Here is a 19,964-nt window from a genome sequence, read left to right on the forward strand (position 1 = left end):
CGGGTCTCGATGTCGGCGGCTGGTGCGATCATTCATACATGCGTTCGAACCCGCGGCTCACTCTCCTCAGCGACGAGGACCGGTCTGAGCTGACCGGGGTGCTCACGCGGGTGGAGGCCGCGCAGGCGGCGTTGGCTGCGGCGGAAGCGGAGCAGACGCGAGCGTTGGCTGACGCGGGGGCGTTCGCGGCGCGGTTGGCGGAGGGGTCGACGGCGGTGGTGCGGGACCGGGACATGGCGCTGCGGGGTGTGGCAGCGGAGATCGCGGCGGCGGTGCGACTGTCGGACCGGGCGGTGCAACGCCAGATCGATTCTGCGTTCGCGTTGGTGAACGACTACCCGGCGACGGTGCACTGCCTGGAGAAGGGGCTGATCACCCGGGCGCATGTGGCCGTGGTGGAGGATGTCGGGCGTCGCGTGCCCCTCGAGCTCAAGGGTGAGTTCGATCAGCTCGCGGCGGAGATCTGTCTCGACGAGACCCCGGGTCGTGCCCGCGCGGATCTGGAGATCCTCGCCCAGCGGATGAACCCGCGGACACTGACCGAGCGGCATGCGGGGGCGTTTCGTGAGCGGAAGATCGTCCGCTACCCGATCGGGGACGGGATGTCGGAGCTGCGGGCCGTGCAGTCCACGGTGCTGATCGAGGGGATCTTCCAACGCATCACCGACGAAGCCCACGCGGTCATCACCGCCCGAGAACCCGGGGCGGATACGGACGTTATGCCGGACACCCGGTCCCTGGACGAGGTCCGGGCTGACCTGTTCGCCGACCTGCTCCTCACCTCCACCCCGAGCCTGGACCCGACCGGTGACCTGCCGGGCGGGCTGGGAGCGATCAAGGCGAAGGTGCAGGTCGTCATCCCCGTGATGGCGCTGATGGGTCAGAGCGATGTCCCGTGCGATCTCGCCGGGGTCGGACCCATCGACGCCGACACGGCGCGGCTGTTGGCGGGGAACAGTGACGGCACCTGGGAGCGGCTCCTCACCCACCCGGTCACGGGGTTGACGATGGCGGTAGACCAGTACCGGCCGACTGCAGCGATGGACCGGTTCCTCAAGGGTCGCGACAAGCACTGCCGGTGGCCGGGATGCCGGATGCCCGCCCGAAAATGCGAGGTCGACCACAACCACGACGCCGCCCTGCGCGGGAAGACCGAGATCTGCAACCTCTGCTGCCTCTGCTGCCTCTGCCAACGGCACCACAGCATGAAACAGTTCACCGCCTGGAAAGTCCGACAACTCCCCGGCGGGGTCATCGAATGGACCTCCCCGACCGGGCGGGTGTACGTCGACAACCCACCGGGCCACGGAGTCCACTTCTCCCCGGAAGAGGACGTCCCCGACGACCTCTGGGTGAAATGGACCACCTTCGCCGGAGAATTCCGGATCACCGACCACCCCGTCGACAACCCCCACGAACCCGCGCCCTTCTAGTCTCCGGCTGGATGCTCCCGTCCCGGCCTCAGTCGAGCTCCTCTTCCCCCTCGCGGTCTGTGGAGTCCTGGACATCGTCCTCGCCGTCGTCCGACCCCGCGCTGCGCAGGTGCCAGTCCTCCCACGAGGCCATGAGATCCGCCACAGCGGAATGGAACCGCTCCGTGGCGGCCCCGGGGGTGGTGTCCCCGAAATAGTGGCGCACCCAGTGCTGCAGCCGCGAGACGGCCTCGGGATCCTGCAGCACACGATCGGTCTCGGCGACCACGTCCGACGCACGGTCGGCGTCCAGCCACTCGCAGGCCGATAGGTACCCGTGAGCGTCGACAGCGGCCGCAGGGTCGGCGGGACGTGTGATGAGGAGAGGCTTGCCCGCGGCGAGGCGGTCGTAGACCATGGCGGAGATGTCGGCGATGGCGATGTCGGCCGCGGCGAGCTGCCACCCGAGTTCGGGTTTGTCGTCGAAGACGTGGTGGGCCGACGGGTCTGCGGCGTTGGCCTCGGCGAGAGCCGCGATGATGCGCCGGTTGGCTGAGCCGTACTCGGGATCCACCACACCGGACCGAGGATGGGGACGGTACACGACGCGATGTCGACCGGTGGCGAGGAGCGCCGTCATCAGGGCCTCGCCGTGGGTCCGGATGGAGCCGTAGTGCGCCGAGGGACGATCCCCCTCCCAGGTGGGGGCATAGAGCACCACGGTCCGCTCATCGATCGGATAGGGCACCGATCCGGAGTAGTGATCGGCCTGGGGCCGGCCGATCTGCCTGGTCCGCCGATCGAGATCGTAGTCCCACAGCACGCGGGACAAGCGGTCCCGCGCGGCCTCGCCCGCGATGAAGGCGACGTCGTAGGCCTTGTACTGATTGGTGGTCATGTACATCTTGTCGGACTCGCCGTGGTTGATGAACACATGCCAACGCCGCCCGTAGCGGAACATCTGGAAGTTCCGCGTGTTCTGGTTCACGTAGAAGACGACACGGATGTCCTCGGCGATGAGAAACTGCTCGAGGTCGCGCACCGTCGGCACGAATGCAACCGGGAGGGCACCGTCTTCCATCAGGGCGCGGGCGCCCGTGACGGCGCGGCTGAGCACGACGACCGGCCAGGTGCGCGCCAGCTCCTGCAGGGGGCGGTACCACTGCCGCATCTGGTACATGTTGACCGCGCCGTCGGCGAAGTACACCGCGATCCGGTAGTGATCCTTGGGAAGGGGCGGCGCGCCCGCCTGCCGTCGACGGACATCGGCGACGGCAGCCCGATTGTCCAGAGCCCGCCGCACCAGGGCGAGGGCCTTCCCCGCGTCGGACACCCATCTCACCCGTCCAGACTAGCCAGCGGTCGCGTGACATGATCGACGGGTGGAGGCAGACGACAGGAAACGACGGGTTGCGCCCGCCGTCCCTGCCGATGCAGGAGTGTCCTTCATCATGCCCGTGCTCAACGAGCGCGACTATCTGGCCCGTGCGGTCGAAACCGTGCTGATGCAGGACCTCGACGCCCCGATCGAGCTGATCCTGGCTCTCGCACCTTCCAGCGACGGCACCACCGCGCTCGCATCCGCACTCGCGGCCGGCGACTCTCGTATCGTCCTCGTCGACAACCCCGCCGCCGACATCCCCGTCGGGTTGAACATCGCGATCCGCGCGAGCAGGTACCCCACGATCGTGCGAGTCGATGCGCACTCCGAGCTCGAGCCCGGGTACACCCGCCGCGCCCTGAAGACCCTCTCGCGCGTCAGAGCCGCCAACGTCGGCGGCGTGATGCGGGCAGACGGACGCACACCCTTCCAGCGCGCGGTGGCGCGGGCCTACAACTCCCGGATCGGCCTGGGCGGGGGCGCGTATCACGGAGGGGGCGTCGAAGGCGACGCGGAGTCGGCGTATCTCGGCGTCATGCGACGGGCGGTCCTCGACGAAGTGGGCCTGTTCGACGAGTCGATACGCCGCGGCGAGGACTGGGAACTGAATCTCCGCATCCGCCGGGCAGGCTACCGCGTATGGTTCGACCCGACACTGTCGGTGACGTACTGGCCGAGGGAGAGCTGGACCCGCCTCGCGCGGCAGTTCTTCGCCACGGGAAGGTGGCGCGGCGAACTGGTACGCCGCTATGGCCTCGTCAACTCGCTGCGCTTCTTCGCGCCGCCCGCCCTCGTCGTCGTCGCCGCGGCATCCGTCATCGTGGCCGTCCTTCAGATCACCGGTGTCCTCAGCGGCATCCCGTCGCTCCTCGCCTCCGTCGTGCACGTGCCGGTGCTCGCATATCTCATGCTCCTCCTGGTCGTCGCCGCGGGTCCCGGCGGCGGCAGAGGATGGCGCGACAAGACGTGGACCCTCGCGGTGCTGCCGACGATGCACCTCTCGTGGGGCACGGGGTTTCTCATCGGCCTCGTCCGCGGGGCCGACGACACCGTCGACACCTCGCGCATCGGGGATCGCAACACACCCCTGCCGTGACCGCGCGACGGCGCTGCGCTCTCACTCGCGTTCGATGAGACCCTGATCCAGGATGCGGCTGACCACGCGTTCGGCCGCCCGACCGTCGTCGCGGGCGTTGAACGCCCGCCGCCACGCATCGTACTTCTCGGCGAACGGCGCGGTCTCCTCCGCTGTCAGCGCGGCGACGAGCTCAGGCTGCGTGCGAACCACCGGTCCCGGGGCGCGAGCGGCGAGATCGAAGTAGAAGCCCCGCAGCGTACCCCGGTAATGATCCATGTCCGGCACCAGGAAATACATCGGTTTGCCCGTCACACTGAAGTCGAACATCACCGACGAATAGTCCGTGACCAGTGCGTCCGCCGCCAGGAGCAGCGCCGACGTATCGGGGTAGCCCGTGACATCGATGACGCGGGGACCGGCGAGGTCATGACCGGGCTGAAGCGTGCGGGAGTGACCGCGCACGAGCACGACCGACCCGGTGACGGCGGCCAGGCTCGTCGGATCGATGAAGTCGACGATCTCGTCACGGTCGTCTCGCCAGGTGGGGGCGTAGAGGATGACCCGCTCCTCGATCCCGATCCCCAGCGCCGCGCGCGTGGTCGCACCGTCACCGGTCACCAGCACGTCGTTACGCGGGTATCCCTCGACCCACAGCGGCCGACGCAGAAAGGCGTAGGCCTTCCGCAGCACCGACGCGGCGTAGGGGTTCTGCGCCAGCAGGATGTCCCAGCGGAACGACTCGCGGATGACCGCCGCCGCCCGTCGCGGGTCGAAGCCCGGACGGTGGAGAGCCAACCGCTTCAACGGCGTGCCGTGCCACGTCTGGAGGACGACCTGCCCGCCGCGGCGGGAGAAGCGGCGGCGAAGCCAGTCGTTGACGACGAGGAGCCGTGCGACGCCTCGGGCCCGCCACCACTCCGGGCTCCCCTCGACCACGGCCACCGCACCCTCCGGTACGACCACGGAAAGGTCCGCGACACTCCAGTAACGGGTCACCCCGGGGGCCCGCCGCGCGAGCTCGCGATCGATGGCGAGAGGGTTGCAGCTGGCGTTGCGTCCGTAGAAGCTCTCGAAGAACACGGCGTTCTCGAGCTCCCCCGGCCTCGTGGCATATCGACGTTCGAGCGCGGCCTGGCCCTCACCGGAGTCGTACACGGGATCGATCGGCGGGCCGATCTCGACCGCACCGCCCCGGAGCTCGGCGCGGAGGGAGCCCAGCACGCGGAGTGCGACATCCGGCAGCTCGACCTCACCGATCCCTGCCCCGCTCACGCGCAGGGCGTACGAGCCCCGGGGAAGCGGGAGATCCGGTCCGCCCCACCGCGCGACATGGAGCGGCAGATCCACCCACCAGCCGTCGTCATCGGCCACGACCTCCGCGGACACACGTGCCCGCGGTCCCTCGAGGCTCACACGCTGAGGCGCGGGGCCGGTGCCCGACAGCAGAAGGGCGGGCGCGGGGTCGGCGTGGAAGCGGGCGTCTGTCATCTGCGTCCTCTCGTGCGGCCGTCGGCGGTGGCGGCGCCCGTGGCGTTCAGGATGGCACGGTGGACCCGTGCGGTGTTGCCTCCGTCGTGGAAGGCGTGGACATCTGCGCTGCGCGCCGCGGAGCGATCGGCCATGCGCGCGCGCTCCGGGCCGTCGGTGATCGCAGAGCGGAGCCGCCGCACGATCTCCGTCCAGTCCGACGCGAGGTCGCCCGCCGCGATCTCCTCGAAGGAGCCGTAGAAGCCGCGCCGGGCCGAGTACTCCTCGACGTCGGGCGCGAGGAAGAGAACGGGCGTGCGATTGAGCCCCGCATCGAACACCAGCGACGAGTAGTCGGTGATGAGGAGATCGATGCCGGGGAGGACGGGCGTGACATCGCGAAGAAGGTCGCTGCCGAGCATCCGGATCCGCGCCGTCGGAACGGGCGGTGTGTACTCCCCCGCGCCCAGCGGGTGCGATCGAACGAGCAGGATGGCGTCCTGCGCCTCGAGGGCGTCGACCAGCGCCGACCAATCCGCCGGTGACGGCACGGCCGGATCGGGTGCGCCGTCCCGCCACGTCGGCGCGTAGAGGATGACCCGCGCCGCGGCCCCGATCGTCCCCACCGTCCGGGACAGCAGGTCGCGTGCCCGGCGACGACGCTCCGCAGCCGAGCCACGCGACAGCACGTCGACACGCGGCTCGCCGGTCACGGGGACGCGTGCGTCGGTGAGCGAGAAGGCGGACTCCAGACGGCCCCGCACCAGATGCGACGCGGCGGGGATGAGCCCGATGCGTCGGGTGGCACCGCGGTACATGGCGCGGATGAGCGCGCGCATCGCGCGCGACCGGGGCAGGATGCTGCTGCGCAGCGTCTCCGGGGAATCGAGACCGATGCGCTTGAGCGGGATACCGTGCCACAGCTGCACCACGAAGGCGCCCCCGGTGGCGTATCGGTTGACGTCGCCGAACCCATGGGTGATCACGAGCACGCGTGCCCGGGCGGTGAGCCGGAAACCACGGAGTGAGGATTTCCTCGCCGTCGGGATGCCGCGGGCCGCGGCATCCCGCTCCTCGTCCGGGGACCCGGTCAACCACACCGCGCGCCGCCCGTGCGCCTCCGCTTCCTCCCAGAGAGCGAGAGCCCCGTCGGCGATGCCCACCGCGCAACCGAACACCCACAGGTCGGGCCGGCGCGGGACGAAGAGCGTCACGACACGACCGAGCGCGTACAGCGGAATGCTCGCCACTTTGCGTGCATTTCCCGCGCCGAACGAGAAGGACGCCATCCCGCGAGCCTATCGCGGGATGGCGTCCGAACCGGGAGGACCCTACTGCTCGAGCTCTCCGAGGGTCACATCCGCCGTGGCGTCACGACCGTCGCGGACGTAGGTCAGCGAGACCTCGCTACCGGCGGCGAGTGCCCGGACCTGCGCGGTGAGGTCGACGGAATCGGTGATCGGAACGCCGTTGAATTCGGTGACGATGTCGCCCGCGCGAAGTCCCGCGGCCTCCGCCGCACCCCCGGCGGTGACCTCGGCGATGTAGGCGCCGGTGATGTCGGCGTCGTCGACGTACGCCGACGACTGCACGTTGGCACCGAGCAGACCATGGGTCGCCGAGCCGTTCTCGATCAGCTCGTCGGTCACGCGCTGGACGATGTCGGACGGGATCGCGAACCCGACGCCGATGTTCCCCTGCGTGGACGAGGTTCCCCCCGCGGAGGCGATGGCGACGTTGACGCCGATGAGGCGGCCCTGCGAGTCGACCAGCGCGCCACCGGAGTTCCCCGGGTTGATCGCGGCGTCGGTCTGGATGACGGCGATCTTGATGGACTCCGCCGGCTGACCCGACTGCTGGCCCTGGCCGAAGTCGAAGGAGAACGGCGGGGCCTCGCCCTGGTTCTCATCGGCATCGCCCTCGTCAGGCGCGGCGGAAGACGCGATCTCGATCGACCTGTTGAGCGCGCTGACGATTCCCGTCGTGACGGTGTTCGACAGCCCCAGGGGTGCTCCGACGGCGGTCGTCTCGTCTCCGACGTTGAGGTCCGACGAGTCGGCGAACTCGATCGGGGTGAGTCCGTCGGCATCCTGGAGTCTGATCACTGCGAGGTCGTAGAGCGGGTCGGTGCCGACGATCTCGGCGTCGAACACCCGCCCGTCCGAGGTGGTCACCCGGATCGCGGCATCTCCGGTCGCCCCGTCGAGGGTCACCACGTGCGTGTTCGTCACGACGTATCCGTCGCTGGAGAGGATGACGCCCGACCCGGTGCCGCTTCCTGCACCGCCCGCAGCCTCGATCGTCACGACGCTCGGCACGACCTTGGCGGCGATCGCCGTGGTCTGGTTGACGTCGTCGGTGTCGTTGACCGTCACGCTGGTCGGGCCGGTCGCCGTCGTCGCGGTCGAGGCCGGCTGGAAGAGGGAGACGCCGGCATAGGCGCCGCCGAGCCCTGCGGCACCGCCGACGACGGCGGCGGCCACGAGGAGACCGGCGACGCGGACGGCGCCGGACTTGCGCTTGATCGACGCTGCCGTCCCCTGCGCCGCGGCGGGCGTCTCGCCGTACCCGCGCCCGCCATCACCAAGGGGAAGGGTGGGCTGGGTCGGGTGGCCCGTCGAGCCGAACGAGGCCCCGGCGCCGACCGGATACGGCGCACCGGAGGCGGGGGTCGGCGGTGCCGGGCGCGGGGGAACGTGCCAACCGGCGGGCGGAGTGTGCTGGGCGGCCGCGGCCGCCGGCGTCTCAGGGACGGGGGGCGTGGCGGGGACGTCCTCCGGCTGACGGTCGCTGGTGTTCTCGCTCATCTTCGTTCCTCCTCGGGCCGAAGGCCCATCGAAACCTTCGATCGCGTGTTGTTCGATCTGCTGACCAGCGTGGTCATCCATCCTGTGGGTTTCTTATGATCCGCCCGCGATGCGCCTATGCAATGCTGAGGAACCCGTGCAGGAGGGATGCCCACGATGCCGCGAACCATTCCCGGAGCCTGGCGGCGCACGGCCGACGGTGCCGGGCTGCTGTCCTCGGACGGAAGCACCCGCCCCACCATCTTCGCCGACATGTCGGCACTCGCGGCCCGAACCGGCGCCATCAACCTCGGTCAGGGGTTCCCCGACGAGGATGGGCCGGAGGTCGTTCTGGAGACGGCCCGCGCAGCCATCGCCCACGGCGTCAACCAGTACCCGCCCGGACGAGGCGTCGCCGAGCTGCGGGAGGCGATCGCTGCTCACCAGCAGCGGTTCTACGGGATGCACCTCGACCCCGAGCGTCACGTTCTTGTCACCGCAGGCGCGACCGAGGCGCTCGCGGCCGCCCTCCTGGCGCTCGTGGACGGTGCCGACGACGAGGTCGTCGTCTTCGAGCCCTTCTACGACGCGTACGCGGCACTGGTCGCGCTGTCGGGCGCGCGCCTGGTCACCGTCCCGCTGCGCTTCCCGCACTTCCAACCCGATCCGGACGACCTCCGGGCCGCCGTGGGCGAGCGGACCCGCGTCATCATCGTCAATGATCCGCACAACCCCACCGGAACGGTGTTCTCGGAAGAGCTCCGCGCCGAGGTGGTGCGGCTCGCCCACGAGCACGATGCCTGGATCGTCACGGACGAGGTCTACGAGCACCTGGTCTTCGACGGCCGGCACGCGCCGATCGCCGCGATGCCGGGAGCGTGGGAGCGGACCGTGTCGATCTCCTCCGGGGGGAAGACCTTCTCTACGACCGGCTGGAAGATCGGATGGGCCACCGGACCTGCGGATCTGATCGACGCACTCGTCGCCGTGAAACAGTACCTCACCTACTCCGGGGGCGCGCCCTTCCAACCCGCGATCGCCGCGGGGCTGCGGCTTCCCGACGACTGGTTCGCCGAGGTTGCCGATTCGCTCCGGCACAAACGGGATCTGCTCGGCCAGGGGTTGCGCGCAGCGGGTTTCGACGTGTCGGTCCCCGCGGCCTCCTACTTCACCGTCGTGGATGCCCGAGCCCTCGACGTGGAAGATGCCGACGCGTTCTGCAGAGAGATGGCCGAGCGGATCGGGGTCGTCGGCGTACCTCTGACCGCCTTCGTCCGGCCCGAGGAGCGTCCCGCGGTGTCGAGTCTCATCCGATTCGCCGCCTGCAAACAGGCGTCCGTCCTGGATGAGGCCGTCCGTCGTCTGTCGAGACTGCAGGACGGGCGAGCCGACGGCGGCGGGTCGGGCTAGGAGTCCGCGACCACTCGGAATCGGCGGAGCCGCAGCGCGGGGTTCTGTCGACGGACGCGGTCGACCAGCGCGGGATCCAGGTGTGCAATTGCGACATTGGTCTCCGACCCGACCCCCGCGACGACGACCCCCCGGGGGTCGACCACGCTCGACAGCCCGACTCCGAGAGGCGGCGGGTGGTCGGCGGCGACCACGTACACGGTGTTCTCGATCGCGCGGGCCTGTAGGAGGGTCTGCCAGTGATGCTCCTTGAGCGGGCCCCGCACCCACTCCGCGGGTACGAGGAAGGCGGTGGCACCGGCGTCGACGAGCACCCGTCCCATCTCGGGGAAGCGCAGGTCGTAACAGGTCATCAAGCCGAATCGGATGCCGTCGACGCTGAAGGTCTCCGGCGCCGAGGTCTCGCCCGGCTGGATCCAGTCCGACTCGCGCTGCCCGAAGGCGTCGTAGAGGTGGATCTTGCGGTAGACCGCGACCACGCCGCGATCGGCGACGGCGACGACGGTGTTGCGGACGCGACCTTCCTCGCCGCGCTCCAGCAACCCCGCGACGATGTGGGTCCGCGTCTCGCGGGCGAGCTGTCGCAGTGCGGCGACGAAGGCCCCGTCGAGGGTCTCGGCGTGCGCGGAGAGTGATTGGTCGAAGGGATCGATGAAGTAGTTCGAGTATTCGGGGAGGACGATGACGCGCGCGCCCCGGTCGGCGGCTGTGTGCACGAGCTCGCCGACCGTGCGGCGATTGGCTGCGATGTCGGGCGCGGGCGCGAATTGCACGACCGCCGTGGCGACCGTGCTCGTGGGCGTCATCGCGTCTTTCCTTCCGGGGTCGCGTGGATGGACGCGCGATGGCGGACCCGGACGACCGCCGGGACGACGACCCAGAGCACGATGACCAACAGCACGAGCCCCGCTGCCGCGATCGCAGCCCACGCGGTGCCGAGGACCACGTCGAACACGAACGCGACGACACCGGAGAGCAGGAGCGCGACGATGGTGAGAGCGGTCAGGAGCGCCCCGTGACCGAACCGTACGACCGTGGCCTTCAGACCCTGGCCGAACAGCACGCGATGCAGCGCCACCGGAGCGAGCGCGATGATGGCGCTCAGGGCGGAGAGGACGACGAGCAGGAGGTAGAACCCCCGCTGAGCGCCACTCAGGTCGGAGAAGGCCGGCTGGAACGCCAGGGCGAGCAGGAAGCCGGTGAGGATCTGGGTGCCGGTCTGGAGCACGCGAAGTTCCTGCAGCACCTCGTTCCAGTTCCGATCGGCGCGCTCCGCCGGCGATTCGTCGCGCCCGTCGAGCCTGTCGTCGACGACGTTCTCGGGCACAGCGGGCATGCAGCTACCCTGCCCGTCGGCGAGGGCGTTCGGCAACCGCCGCAGGAGCCGGTTCGACGACGCCGGTCTCGCGTGCTAGGCTTTTCTCTTGTGCCGCGGGGTGGAGCAGTTCGGTAGCTCGCTGGGCTCATAACCCAGAGGTCGTAGGTTCAAATCCTGCCCCCGCAACAAAAGGAAGGCGTCCCGGAAGGGGCGCCTTCCGCATTTTCCAGGGCATCATGGAACTGCAGGCGCCTGGGGCGCCCGCCATCGCCGCGCGCGCGGGGGTGCGGAGCAGCAGGGGCGCCGTGTAGACACCCCTACAGCCTCCTTGTATCATCGACCAACCGATATCGCTAGGAAAACTAGCGAAATGATCAGGAGGTGCCATGACGGAGATCGACCACGTCGTCCTTCTCGACGAGGCCGGCCGCGCCATCGGCACCGCGCCCAAATCGAGCGTGCACGGCAGTGACACTGCTCTTCACCTGGCCTTCTCGTGCCACGTCGTCAATGACGCCGGCGAGGTTCTGGTCACTCGCCGTGCCCTGTCGAAGAAGACGTGGCCGGGCGTGTGGACCAACTCGTTCTGCGGCCACCCCCGACCGGCTGAGCCCGTGCTCTCGGCCGTGCGACGCCACGCTGATTCCGAGCTGGGACTCGTCCTCAGCGACATCCAGCTCGCCCTCCCCCTCTTCCGCTATCGCGCCACCGATGCCAGCGGCGTCGTCGAGTACGAGGTGTGCCCGGTCTACACCGCTCGCGCCGAGCACGAACCCGTGCTCAACCCCGCGGAAGTGATGGATGCCCGCTGGGTCGACCCCGCCGATCTCGCGGCGTCGCTGGTGACCACCCCGTGGGCGTTCAGCCCGTGGCTCGTCCTCCAGGCGCAGCAGCTGCACCTGTTCGACGCCTCAGAACCCCAACGACGGGCCTCATGATCCCCGCTGCCACCAGTGCCGAGATCGACCTCGCCATCGACTCGGCGGTGCAGCGCATCAGCGACCGCGCCGCGCGCCTGGGTGACGGCTTCTGCGTGCTCGGCGAGGCCATCGCCCGCGCGGCGTCCGGGGGCAAGCGTCTTCGGCCCGCTCTCGTCGTGGCATCCTTCCACGCCTTCGGCGGCGACGAGGCGCAGTTGCCGACCGTCTACCGGGTAGCGGCGGCGTTCGAGCTGCTGCACACCGCCTTCGTCGTCCACGACGATGTGATCGACCACGATCTCATCCGCCGTGGGATCCCCAATGTGGGCGGCGAGTTCCGCCTGCGTGCGCTGACCGCGGGCGCGAGCCCGGGCGGCGCGGCCACCCTCGGCGACGCGGCCGGGATCCTGGCAGGCGATCTCCTGCTGCACGAGGCCGGCCGGCTCATCGCGACCTCCGACGCCACCTCGCACGCACGTGAAGCGCTCTTCGGACTTCTCGACGACGCGGTCTTCGTCTCCGCGGCCGGCGAGCTTGCCGACGTCGAGAACGCCGTCGTGCCCGACCTCGCCGAAGACGCCGCACTCATCGCGGCGGCGCGGGACAAGACGGCCGTGTACTCCTTCAGCGCGCCTCTGCAGGCAGGTGCCGTCCTCGCCGATGCCGACGAGGCCTCGATCGCGGCGCTGGGCGACGCCGGCGCGCGCATCGGCCTGGCCTTCCAGCTCGTCGACGATCTCATCGGCGCGTTCGGAACCGCCGACCAGGCCGGCAAAGAGGAGGGTGGCGACCTGCGCGAAGCCAAGCGCACGCCGCTCATCGCCTTCGCCCGCCAGACGGCGGCGTGGTCGCGCGTCAACGATGCGCTCGCCGTCGCACACACCGGTCCGATCGCCATCCGCGAAGCACAGGAGGCCCTCGAGGCCAGCGGCGCCCGAACCCGGCTGCGCGAACTCATCGACGACACGCTCGCCGGAGCGGGAAAGCACTCCGCCGCCCCGGAGCTTCCCGTCGCTGCGAGAATGCTGTTGCAGGACCTCTGCGTCCGCATTCAGGAGAGGATTCCGTGACCGCATCCGGCGATCGTCCCACCGGGCTCGCACAGTACGACCGCACGGCTGAGGACGCGTCCGCTGCGGTCATCGCCGCGTACTCGACCTCCTTCGGTCTCGCGACCCGGCTCCTGGGCACGCGGCCCCGACCGCACGTGCGCAACGTCTACGCGCTGGTACGCGTGGCCGACGAGATCGTCGACGGCCCCGCGCACGAGGCGGGCCTCGATCCCGCCGCCGAGCGGGCGGTTCTGGACGATCTCGAGAGCGAGACGATGGCCGCGATCGAGCGCGGCTTCAGCTCCAATCTGGTCGTCCACGCCTTCGCCCGCACCGCGCGCGAGTGCCTCATCGGCGCCGACCTCATCGCCCCCTTCTTCCAGTCCATGCGCACCGACCTCACCGTTGCGAACCACGACGACGCATCGCATGACTCGTACGTGTACGGGTCGGCGGAGGTGGTGGGGCTGATGTGCCTCCACGTCTTCGTCAACGCCGACAACCCCCGACCCGCCCTTCCCGACCCGGCGCTCGTCGAGGGCGCGCGGCGTCTCGGAGCTGCGTTCCAGGACGTCAATTTCCTTCGAGACCTCTTCCACGACGAGGGGGCTCTCGGCCGGGACTACCTCGGTGTCACCACCGGGCGTCGCAGCCGCACCGAGGTCCTCGACCGCATCGACTCCGACCTCGCCGCCGCCGCCGCGACGATCCCCTCCCTGCCCGCGGACTGCCGACGAGCCGTGACGGTCGCCCACGACCTTTTCGCCGAACTCTCTCGACGGCTTCGCCGCGAGGGCGACGACAGCCGCACCCGGGTCCGCGTACCCGACACCGTCAAGGCCGCTCTCGCCGCGCGCGCGATGCTGGGCCTGCACCCGAGAGGAGCCCGCGCATGACCGCCGAACGAACCGTGGTGATCGGCGGCGGGATCGCCGGGCTCGCCACCGCTGCCCTGCTTGCCGCCGAAGGCCACGACGTGACCATCCTGGAGGCGCGCGACGACGTCGGCGGGCGTGCCGGCTCGTGGGAGAGCGATGGCTTCCGCTTCGACACCGGCCCGAGCTGGTACCTCATGCCCGAGGTGTTCGACCACTTCTTCCGCCTCGTGGGCACCACGGCCGACGCCGAGCTCGATCTGGTCAAGCTCGACCCCGCGTACCGGGTCTACCGCGAGCCCCAGACCTCCGGCACGGCAGGCGAATCCGTAGACGTCCGGTCCGGCCGCGAAGAGGCGACCGCGCTGTTCGAGTCGATCGAGCCGGGCGCGGGGAAGACCCTGGCGACCTACCTCGACTCAGCGGGGAACGCCTACGATCTCGCGGTCTCGCGGTTCCTCTACGACACGTACGAGACCACGGCGGGCCTGCGCGACCCCGCGCTTCTCAAGCGCCTGCCGCAGCTTCTGCCGCTGTTGACCACGACGCTGGCGCGTTTCGTCGATCAGCGATTCCGCGAGCCGATGCTCCGTCAGATCCTCGAGTACCCCGCGGTCTTCCTCGGTGGTTCCCCCTACGCTGTGCCGAGCCTGTACCACCTCATGAGCCACCTCGATCTCGATGATCGGGTGCTCTACCCCCGCGGAGGGTTCACCGAGGTCATCCGCGCGGTCGAACGCGTCGCGCGCCGGCAGGGCGTCACGATCCGCACCGATGCCGAGGTCGGCGCGATCCTCACCTCCGCCGATGCCGGACCGGCACGGGCGACGGGCGTCCGGTTGCGCAGCGGCGAGGTGATCGACGCCGACCTCGTGGTCTCGGCCGCCGACCTCCACCACACCGAGACCGCCCTGCTCCCCCGCGAGCTCCAGACCTATCCCGAAGAGTGGTGGACCCGCAAGCAGCCGAGCCCCGGGGCGCTGCTGCTCCTTCTCGGAGTCGAAGGCGAACTCCCCGAGCTCGCTCACCACACGCTGATGTTCGTCGACCAGTGGAAGGCGAACTTCGAGGCGATCTTCGGCGCCGATGCGCACATCCCGGACCCCGCGTCGATCTACATCTGTCGGCCGAGCGCCACCGACGAGACCGTGGCGCCCGCGGGACACGAGAATCTCTTCGTCCTGGTGCCCATTCCTGCCGACCCCTCGCTCGGGCGAGGCGGAGTCGACGGAGACGGAGATCCGCGCATCGAGGCGGCCGCCGACCACGTGATCGCGCAGATCGCGCAGTGGGCGGGCATTCCCGACCTCGCGGATCGCATCGTCGTGCGCCGCACGATCACGCCCGGCGATTTCCTCCACGATCTGCACGCGTGGCGGGGCAACTCGCTCGGGCTCGCCCACACGTTGAACCAGAGCGCGGTCTTCCGGCCGCGCAACGCGTCGAAGAAGGTGCGGGGTCTGGTCTATGCCGGATCGTCGACCCTTCCGGGGATCGGTCTGCCGATGTGCCTCATCTCGGCCGAGCTCGTGCTGAAGCGGCTGCGGGGCGACCGGAGCCCGGGGCCGCTCCCCGAGCCTGCGAGGGTGTGAGGTGCCGGGACTCTACCTTCTTGCGATCGTCTTTTCGGGCGCGGGGATGGCGGTGATCGACGCGCGCTACCGCCTGGCGCTGTGGCGGACGCCGCTGGCCACGATCGTCTCGGTCGCCGTCGGCGTGCTGTTCTTCCTCGCGTGGGATGTCGTCGGCATCCTCACCGGGGTGTTCTTCCAGGGGGACAGCCCCCTCTACATCGGGATCTCGATCGCGCCTGAGCTGCCGATCGAGGAAGTCTTCTTCCTCACCTTCCTCTGCTACCTCGCGGTGCTCTTCTACAGCGCCGCGCTGCGTCTGGGAGAGCACCGCGCCCGCCGCCGTGGGGCCGCGGAAGACGGGGGACGATCATGACCTACGTGCTGATCAACATCCCGTTCCTCCTCCTCGCCGCCGCCGTCACGCTGGCCACCGTGCGATTGCCGCGATTCCGCGAGAGGATGGTGGCATCCCTCGCCGGTGCGGTGGTGCTCGTCATCCTCACCGCCATCTTCGACAACGTGATCATCGGAACAGGACTCGTGGCCTACGACGAAGAACACCGCAGCGGCATCCTCATCGGGCTCGCGCCCATCGAGGACTTCGCCTACGCGATCGCCGCGGCTTTCCTCGTCCCGGCCGTCCACACCCTGTTGACCGCCCGACGTCCTCGCCGGGAGCAGACCTCATGACGACCCCGACTCCCCTGCGGCCGGGCCCCGTCGTCCGTCAGCTCTTCGTCTCCTCACGCCCCGTCAGCTGGATCAACACCGCCTATCCGTTCGCTGCGGCCTACCTGCTGGCCACCCGATCGGTCGACCTGACGCTCATCCTGGGCGCCCTGTTCTTCCTCATCCCCTACAACGTCGCGATGTACGGCATCAACGACGTCTTCGACTACGAGTCCGACCTGCGCAACCCCCGGAAGGGCGGGGCGCACGGTGCAGTGCTCGATCGACGGCTGCATGCGCTCACACTGTGGGTCTCGGGCCTGCTGTGCCTTCCCTTCGTGGCCTACCTGGTATGGGTCGGCTCACCCGCGTCCTGGCTGGTCCTGGCGGCGAGTCTGTTCTTCGTGGTGTTCTACAGCGCGCCGCCGCTGCGGCTGAAAGAGCGGCCCTTCGCAGACTCGATCACCAGCAGCATCCACTTCTTCTCCCCCGCCGTCTACGCCCTCGTCCTCGCCGGTGTCGCGTGGACCTGGCAACTCGTCGCGGTCATCGTCGCGTTCGCCCTCTGGGGCATCGCCTCCCACGCCTTCGGGGCCGTGCAGGACGTGCTCGCCGACCGAGCGGCGGGCATCAGCTCCATCGCGACGGCGCGCGGTGCGCGATGGACCGTTCGGTTCGCCCTCGCCTGCTACTTCGCCGCCGGGCTGGTGATCCTCGCGACGGCGTGGCCCGGTCCGCTGGCCGTCATCGCGGTCCTCCCCTACATCGCGATCGTGTGGCCGTACCGTTCCGTCACGGACGAGACCGCCGAGAAGGCGACGACCGGCTGGCGCCGCTTCCTCTGGATCAACCAGATCGCGGGCTTCATCGTCACCGTGCTGTTGATCTCCTACGGTCTGCTCACCGCCGACGCCTGATCCGCCTGCTGCCACAGCAGGAAACAGCGGATGCCCCGGTCCGGCGCCCCCGTGGGGGACGCGGTGCCGGGGCATCCGCTCTGCTGTCTCTCGCGTCGAGGTCTCCTACTGGTCGCCGAGCTCGATGAGCCGCTCCACGGCCGCCGTCAGACGCGCGTCGGCTTCGCCGTAGGCCGCCCAGTCGGCCGCCTGCAGTGCCTCCTGGCGATCCATCATCGCGTCCTGAGCCTCCTGCAGCGCCGCCTCGTACTCACCGGCGGGCGGGACCGTTGGCGCCGGGGCCTCCCCGGCGTCACCGGTCTCGGAGGGCGACGGAGTCGGCGTCGGCGTCGGCGTCGGGTTGGCGTCCGGTGGCACGTCCGTGTCACCGGCCGTGGCCCCCGAGTCCCCGCCGAAGAGGGTGTCCAGCGCCTCGTTCAGCGTGTTCTCGAACGCGATCCGGTCACCGAAGGCGACGAGCACGCGCTGCAGCGTCGGCAGCTGCGTGCCGCCCGAGGACTGTACGAACACCGGCTGGACGTACAGCAGTCCGCCGCCGACGGGGAGCGTCAGGAGGTTGCCGTTGAGGACGTCGGACTGACCCTGCGACAGGATGTTGATCTGCGCCGACACCGTCGGATCGGCGTCGAAGGTGTTCTGCACCTGGCCGGGCCCGGGCACGGGGGTCTCCGCATCGATCTCCAGCATCCGGAGTTTGCCGTAGTCCTCGCTCTTCACGCCCGCCTCGGATCCGGCATTGGAATCGACCGCGAGATACCCCATCAGCACGTTCCGGCTCGCCCCGCCCTCGGAGGAGGGGATGAAGGTCGTGAACATCGAGTAGCTCGGCGCCTCCTGACCCGGCATCTGAATCGTGGAGTAGTACGGCGGCTGGAAGCTGCCGGGATCCTGCGGGTCCTCCGGGGTGGCCCAGGCGTTGTCGCGCTGGTAGAAGGCCCGGGCGTCATCGACGTGGTAGACGCCGAGCATCGCGCGCTGGATCTTGAACAGATCGGTCGGGTAGCGCACGTGGCTCATGAGGTCGGCCGACATCTCGCTGATCGGCTCGACCGTCGACGGGTAGACCTTCTGCCAGGCCTGGAGGATCGGGTCCTCCTCGTCCCACGCGTACAGGGTCACCGACCCGTCGTAGGCATCCACGGTGGCCTTGACGGAGTTGCGCACGTAGTTGATGTCATCGATCGCGAACCGCGGCTGGACGTTGTTGGCGTCGGCGATCGCCTGCTGCAGACTGACCGTCGTCGAATAGGGGTAGTTCGCACTCAGGGTGTAGCCGTCGACGATCCAGACGATCCGGCCGTCCACCACACTCGGGTAGGGGTCGCTGTCGAGCGTCAGGTAGGGGGCGACCTTCTCCACGCGCGTCAGAGGATCGCGATCGTAGAGGATCTGCGATTCCTCATTGACGAAGTCCGAGAAGAGGATCTGCTCCGACTGGAACTTCAGCGCGTAGATGAGGCGGTTGAAGACGTTGCCGACGCTCGGTCCCCCGTCACCGGTGAAGGTGTACCGGGTCTCGCTCTCCCCGTCCCCGCCGGAGGGGTAGTCGAGCTCGAACGGCTCCGTTCCCGCCGGAGCGCCGACGATCGAGTAGGGAGGTGAATTCTCGCCGAAGTAGACGCGCGGCTGGTACTCCTCCTCCTCGGTGAGGACGCCGGAGACCGGGATCCCCCGCTCGATGAACTCGGGGAAGCCCTCGACGGTCCGCGCGTTGCCGCGCGCTGCGACCATGCCGTAGCCGTGGGTGTACACCACGGTGGTGTTCTGCCAGGTCGAAGCCTGCCCGAGTCGCTCCACGTCCAACTCGCGCACCGAGACGATGGTGTCCTGCGACTGCCCATCGATCTCGTACCGGTCCACGTCCAGAGTCTCGGGGAACTGATAGAACGCGCGGTACTGCTCCTGCTGCCGCACGGTCGGGCTGATGATGGCCGGGTCCATGATGCGGATGGATGCCGTCGTCTCGGCGTCCTCGCGCAACTGTCCGGGCTCGACGTCGGTGACGGCGGAGAAGTCCGTCTTCTCCAGCCCGTCGATGCCGTAGGCCATCTTCGTCATGTCGATGTTGCGCTGGTAGTACTCGCTCTCAAGCGTGAGCTGATTCGGCCGCACCTGGAAGGTGTTCAGCACCCACGGGTAGCCGACACCGACCACGATGGCGGAGATGACCAGGAGCGCCGTGGCGATGAGGGGGTAGCGCCACCGACCGATGACGGCGGTGATGAAGAACAGGATCGCGACGATCGCGGCGACGATCGCGAGGATCGTCTGGCCGGGGATGACGGCATTGACGCCGGTGTAGCCGGGGCCGGTGATGCGGTCGTAGGGCTCGACGAGGGTGCGGTACCGGTCGAGCCAGAGGCTTCCGGCCTGGACGAGGAGGTACAGGCCGGCGATGATCGCGAGCTGGATGCGCGCCGCCTTGGAGATGCGCAGTTCGCGCTGGCCGACGCGGACCGAGCCGTAGAGGTACGCCACGAGGCCCGACACCAGCAGGCACACCAGCAGCACGGCCGACGCGAACCCCAGGACGGCGCCGTAGAACGGCATCGCGAACATGTAGAAGCCGGTGTCCAGCCCGAACTCGGGGTCGGTGACAGTGGTCTGGACCCCGTTGAACCACAGCCAGGTGACCTCCCACTGCGTCGAGGCGGCGAAGCCCGCGAAGAAGCCGAAGAAGACCGGGATTCCCCACATGGCCAGCCGGCGCAGCGGCTCGACGACCTCCTGGTACCGATCGAGCTGCGAGCTCAGGCGTGCATAGACCGGCCGGAGCCGATAGGCCAGCTGGATGGCCAGCCAGACCGGGATCCCCATGGCGAGGAAGCCGACGGCGAACATCACCACGCGCGCGACCCACTGGGTCACGAGCACGGAGGTGAACTCCAGCTGGTCGTACCAGAGCCAGTCGGCGTAGAGGTTGGCGAAGATGAAGAAGGCCGCCACGAGTGCCGCGATCACGGCAAGGGTGATGGCGATCGCCCGTCGGGATCGGGAGGGTGCGGCCTGCGGCGCGGGGGTCGTGGTCACAGAGTCAATCCTAAGAGGGCGTTTCCCGGCCCACGCGCGGGCCGGGTGTGGTCAGGGCGAACGCTCAGCCCGTTG

The 19,964-nt window shown here is 69.3% G+C and carries 17 protein-coding genes and 1 tRNA gene; 11 read left to right on the top strand and 7 right to left on the bottom strand.

Annotated elements, in window-relative coordinates; all coding sequences use genetic code 11:
* Window positions 1–38 precede the first annotated feature (38 nt).
* Entirely contained in the window at window positions 39–1,433 is a 1,395-nt protein-coding gene (locus FBY40_RS11945) for a DUF222 domain-containing protein (protein WP_141938957.1), read from the top strand.
* 28 nt (window positions 1,434–1,461) lie between these two features.
* Here the strand turns inward: FBY40_RS11945 and FBY40_RS11950 are convergent, their stop codons facing one another.
* Window positions 1,462–2,754, bottom strand: coding sequence for a hypothetical protein (locus tag FBY40_RS11950; protein WP_141938958.1), 1,293 nt, complete (start codon window positions 2,752–2,754; stop codon window positions 1,462–1,464).
* 109 nt (window positions 2,755–2,863) lie between these two features.
* Between FBY40_RS11950 and FBY40_RS11955 the strand changes: the two genes are divergently transcribed.
* Window positions 2,864–3,889 (top strand): glycosyltransferase, encoded by a 1,026-nt coding sequence (locus FBY40_RS11955; protein ID WP_141938960.1) that lies wholly within the window; start codon window positions 2,864–2,866, stop codon window positions 3,887–3,889.
* A 21-nt stretch (window positions 3,890–3,910) separates the two neighbouring features.
* Here FBY40_RS11955 and FBY40_RS11960 read toward each other — a convergent pair whose 3' ends face one another.
* From FBY40_RS11960 to FBY40_RS11970, 3 genes are read right to left on the bottom strand one after another with little or no spacing between them, the layout of a single operon-like run.
* On the bottom strand, window positions 3,911–5,359 hold the full coding sequence (locus tag FBY40_RS11960) for a CDP-glycerol glycerophosphotransferase family protein (RefSeq protein WP_141938962.1): 1,449 nt from the start codon (window positions 5,357–5,359) through the stop codon (window positions 3,911–3,913).
* Window positions 5,356–6,627: a CDP-glycerol glycerophosphotransferase family protein gene (locus tag FBY40_RS11965; RefSeq protein WP_141938964.1), complete on the bottom strand. Its 1,272-nt coding sequence runs from the start codon at window positions 6,625–6,627 to the stop codon at window positions 5,356–5,358. The genes FBY40_RS11960 and FBY40_RS11965 overlap by 4 nt, the downstream gene beginning before the upstream one ends.
* A gap of 42 nt (window positions 6,628–6,669) precedes the next feature.
* Window positions 6,670–8,145, bottom strand: a complete 1,476-nt coding sequence (locus FBY40_RS11970) for a S1C family serine protease (protein ID WP_141938966.1) — start codon at window positions 8,143–8,145, stop codon at window positions 6,670–6,672.
* A gap of 156 nt (window positions 8,146–8,301) precedes the next feature.
* Between FBY40_RS11970 and FBY40_RS11975 the strand changes: the two genes are divergently transcribed.
* Entirely contained in the window at window positions 8,302–9,534 is a 1,233-nt protein-coding gene (locus FBY40_RS11975; RefSeq protein WP_141938968.1) for an aminotransferase class I/II-fold pyridoxal phosphate-dependent enzyme, read from the top strand.
* Here FBY40_RS11975 and FBY40_RS11980 read toward each other — a convergent pair.
* Together FBY40_RS11980 and FBY40_RS11985 are read right to left on the bottom strand one after the other, a co-directional pair.
* Entirely contained in the window at window positions 9,531–10,340 is an 810-nt protein-coding gene (locus FBY40_RS11980; protein WP_141938970.1) for a carbon-nitrogen hydrolase family protein, read from the bottom strand. The genes FBY40_RS11975 and FBY40_RS11980 overlap by 4 nt on opposite strands.
* Window positions 10,337–10,870: a DUF6328 family protein gene (locus FBY40_RS11985; RefSeq protein WP_141938972.1), complete on the bottom strand. Its 534-nt coding sequence runs from the start codon at window positions 10,868–10,870 to the stop codon at window positions 10,337–10,339. Before FBY40_RS11985 ends, FBY40_RS11980 begins: the two co-directional genes overlap by 4 nt.
* A gap of 94 nt (window positions 10,871–10,964) precedes the next feature.
* On the opposite strand from FBY40_RS11985, the gene FBY40_RS11990 reads away from it, so the two are divergent.
* The 8 genes from FBY40_RS11990 (at window position 10,965) to FBY40_RS12025 (ending at window position 16,859) form a co-directional block, all read left to right on the top strand.
* A tRNA-Met gene (locus FBY40_RS11990) sits at window positions 10,965–11,038 on the top strand.
* 200 nt (window positions 11,039–11,238) lie between these two features.
* Entirely contained in the window at window positions 11,239–11,790 is a 552-nt protein-coding gene (gene idi, locus FBY40_RS11995; protein ID WP_124293524.1) for an isopentenyl-diphosphate Delta-isomerase, read from the top strand.
* The gene (locus FBY40_RS12000; protein ID WP_141938973.1) at window positions 11,787–12,842 is read left to right on the top strand and encodes a polyprenyl synthetase family protein; all 1,056 of its coding nucleotides are present in this window, start codon (window positions 11,787–11,789) and stop codon (window positions 12,840–12,842) included. The genes idi and FBY40_RS12000 overlap by 4 nt, the downstream gene beginning before the upstream one ends.
* Window positions 12,839–13,720 carry a phytoene/squalene synthase family protein gene (locus tag FBY40_RS12005; protein ID WP_124293526.1) on the top strand — a complete coding sequence of 294 codons (882 nt, stop codon included), beginning with the start codon at window positions 12,839–12,841 and terminating at the stop codon, window positions 13,718–13,720. The genes FBY40_RS12000 and FBY40_RS12005 overlap by 4 nt, the downstream gene beginning before the upstream one ends.
* A complete protein-coding gene (gene crtI, locus FBY40_RS12010) occupies window positions 13,717–15,291 on the top strand; it encodes a phytoene desaturase family protein (protein ID WP_141938975.1) in 1,575 nt (524 codons plus the stop codon). The genes FBY40_RS12005 and crtI overlap by 4 nt, the downstream gene beginning before the upstream one ends.
* 1 nt (window position 15,292) lies before the next feature.
* The gene (locus FBY40_RS12015) at window positions 15,293–15,646 is read left to right on the top strand and encodes a lycopene cyclase domain-containing protein (RefSeq protein ID WP_141938976.1); all 354 of its coding nucleotides are present in this window, start codon (window positions 15,293–15,295) and stop codon (window positions 15,644–15,646) included.
* Complete coding sequence (locus tag FBY40_RS12020; protein ID WP_141938978.1) at window positions 15,643–15,963, top strand: lycopene cyclase domain-containing protein; 321 nt, start codon at window positions 15,643–15,645, stop codon at window positions 15,961–15,963. Before FBY40_RS12015 ends, FBY40_RS12020 begins: the two co-directional genes overlap by 4 nt.
* Window positions 15,960–16,859: a prenyltransferase gene (locus tag FBY40_RS12025; protein WP_141938980.1), complete on the top strand. Its 900-nt coding sequence runs from the start codon at window positions 15,960–15,962 to the stop codon at window positions 16,857–16,859. The genes FBY40_RS12020 and FBY40_RS12025 overlap by 4 nt, the downstream gene beginning before the upstream one ends.
* Before the next feature lie 105 nt (window positions 16,860–16,964).
* On the opposite strand, the gene FBY40_RS12030 is transcribed toward FBY40_RS12025, so the two are convergent.
* Complete coding sequence (locus FBY40_RS12030) at window positions 16,965–19,889, bottom strand: UPF0182 family membrane protein (protein WP_141938982.1); 2,925 nt, start codon at window positions 19,887–19,889, stop codon at window positions 16,965–16,967.
* Window positions 19,890–19,964: the final 75 nt, after the last annotated feature.

Source organism: Microbacterium sp. SLBN-154, assembly GCF_006715565.1.
GTDB lineage: Bacteria > Actinomycetota > Actinomycetes > Actinomycetales > Microbacteriaceae > Microbacterium.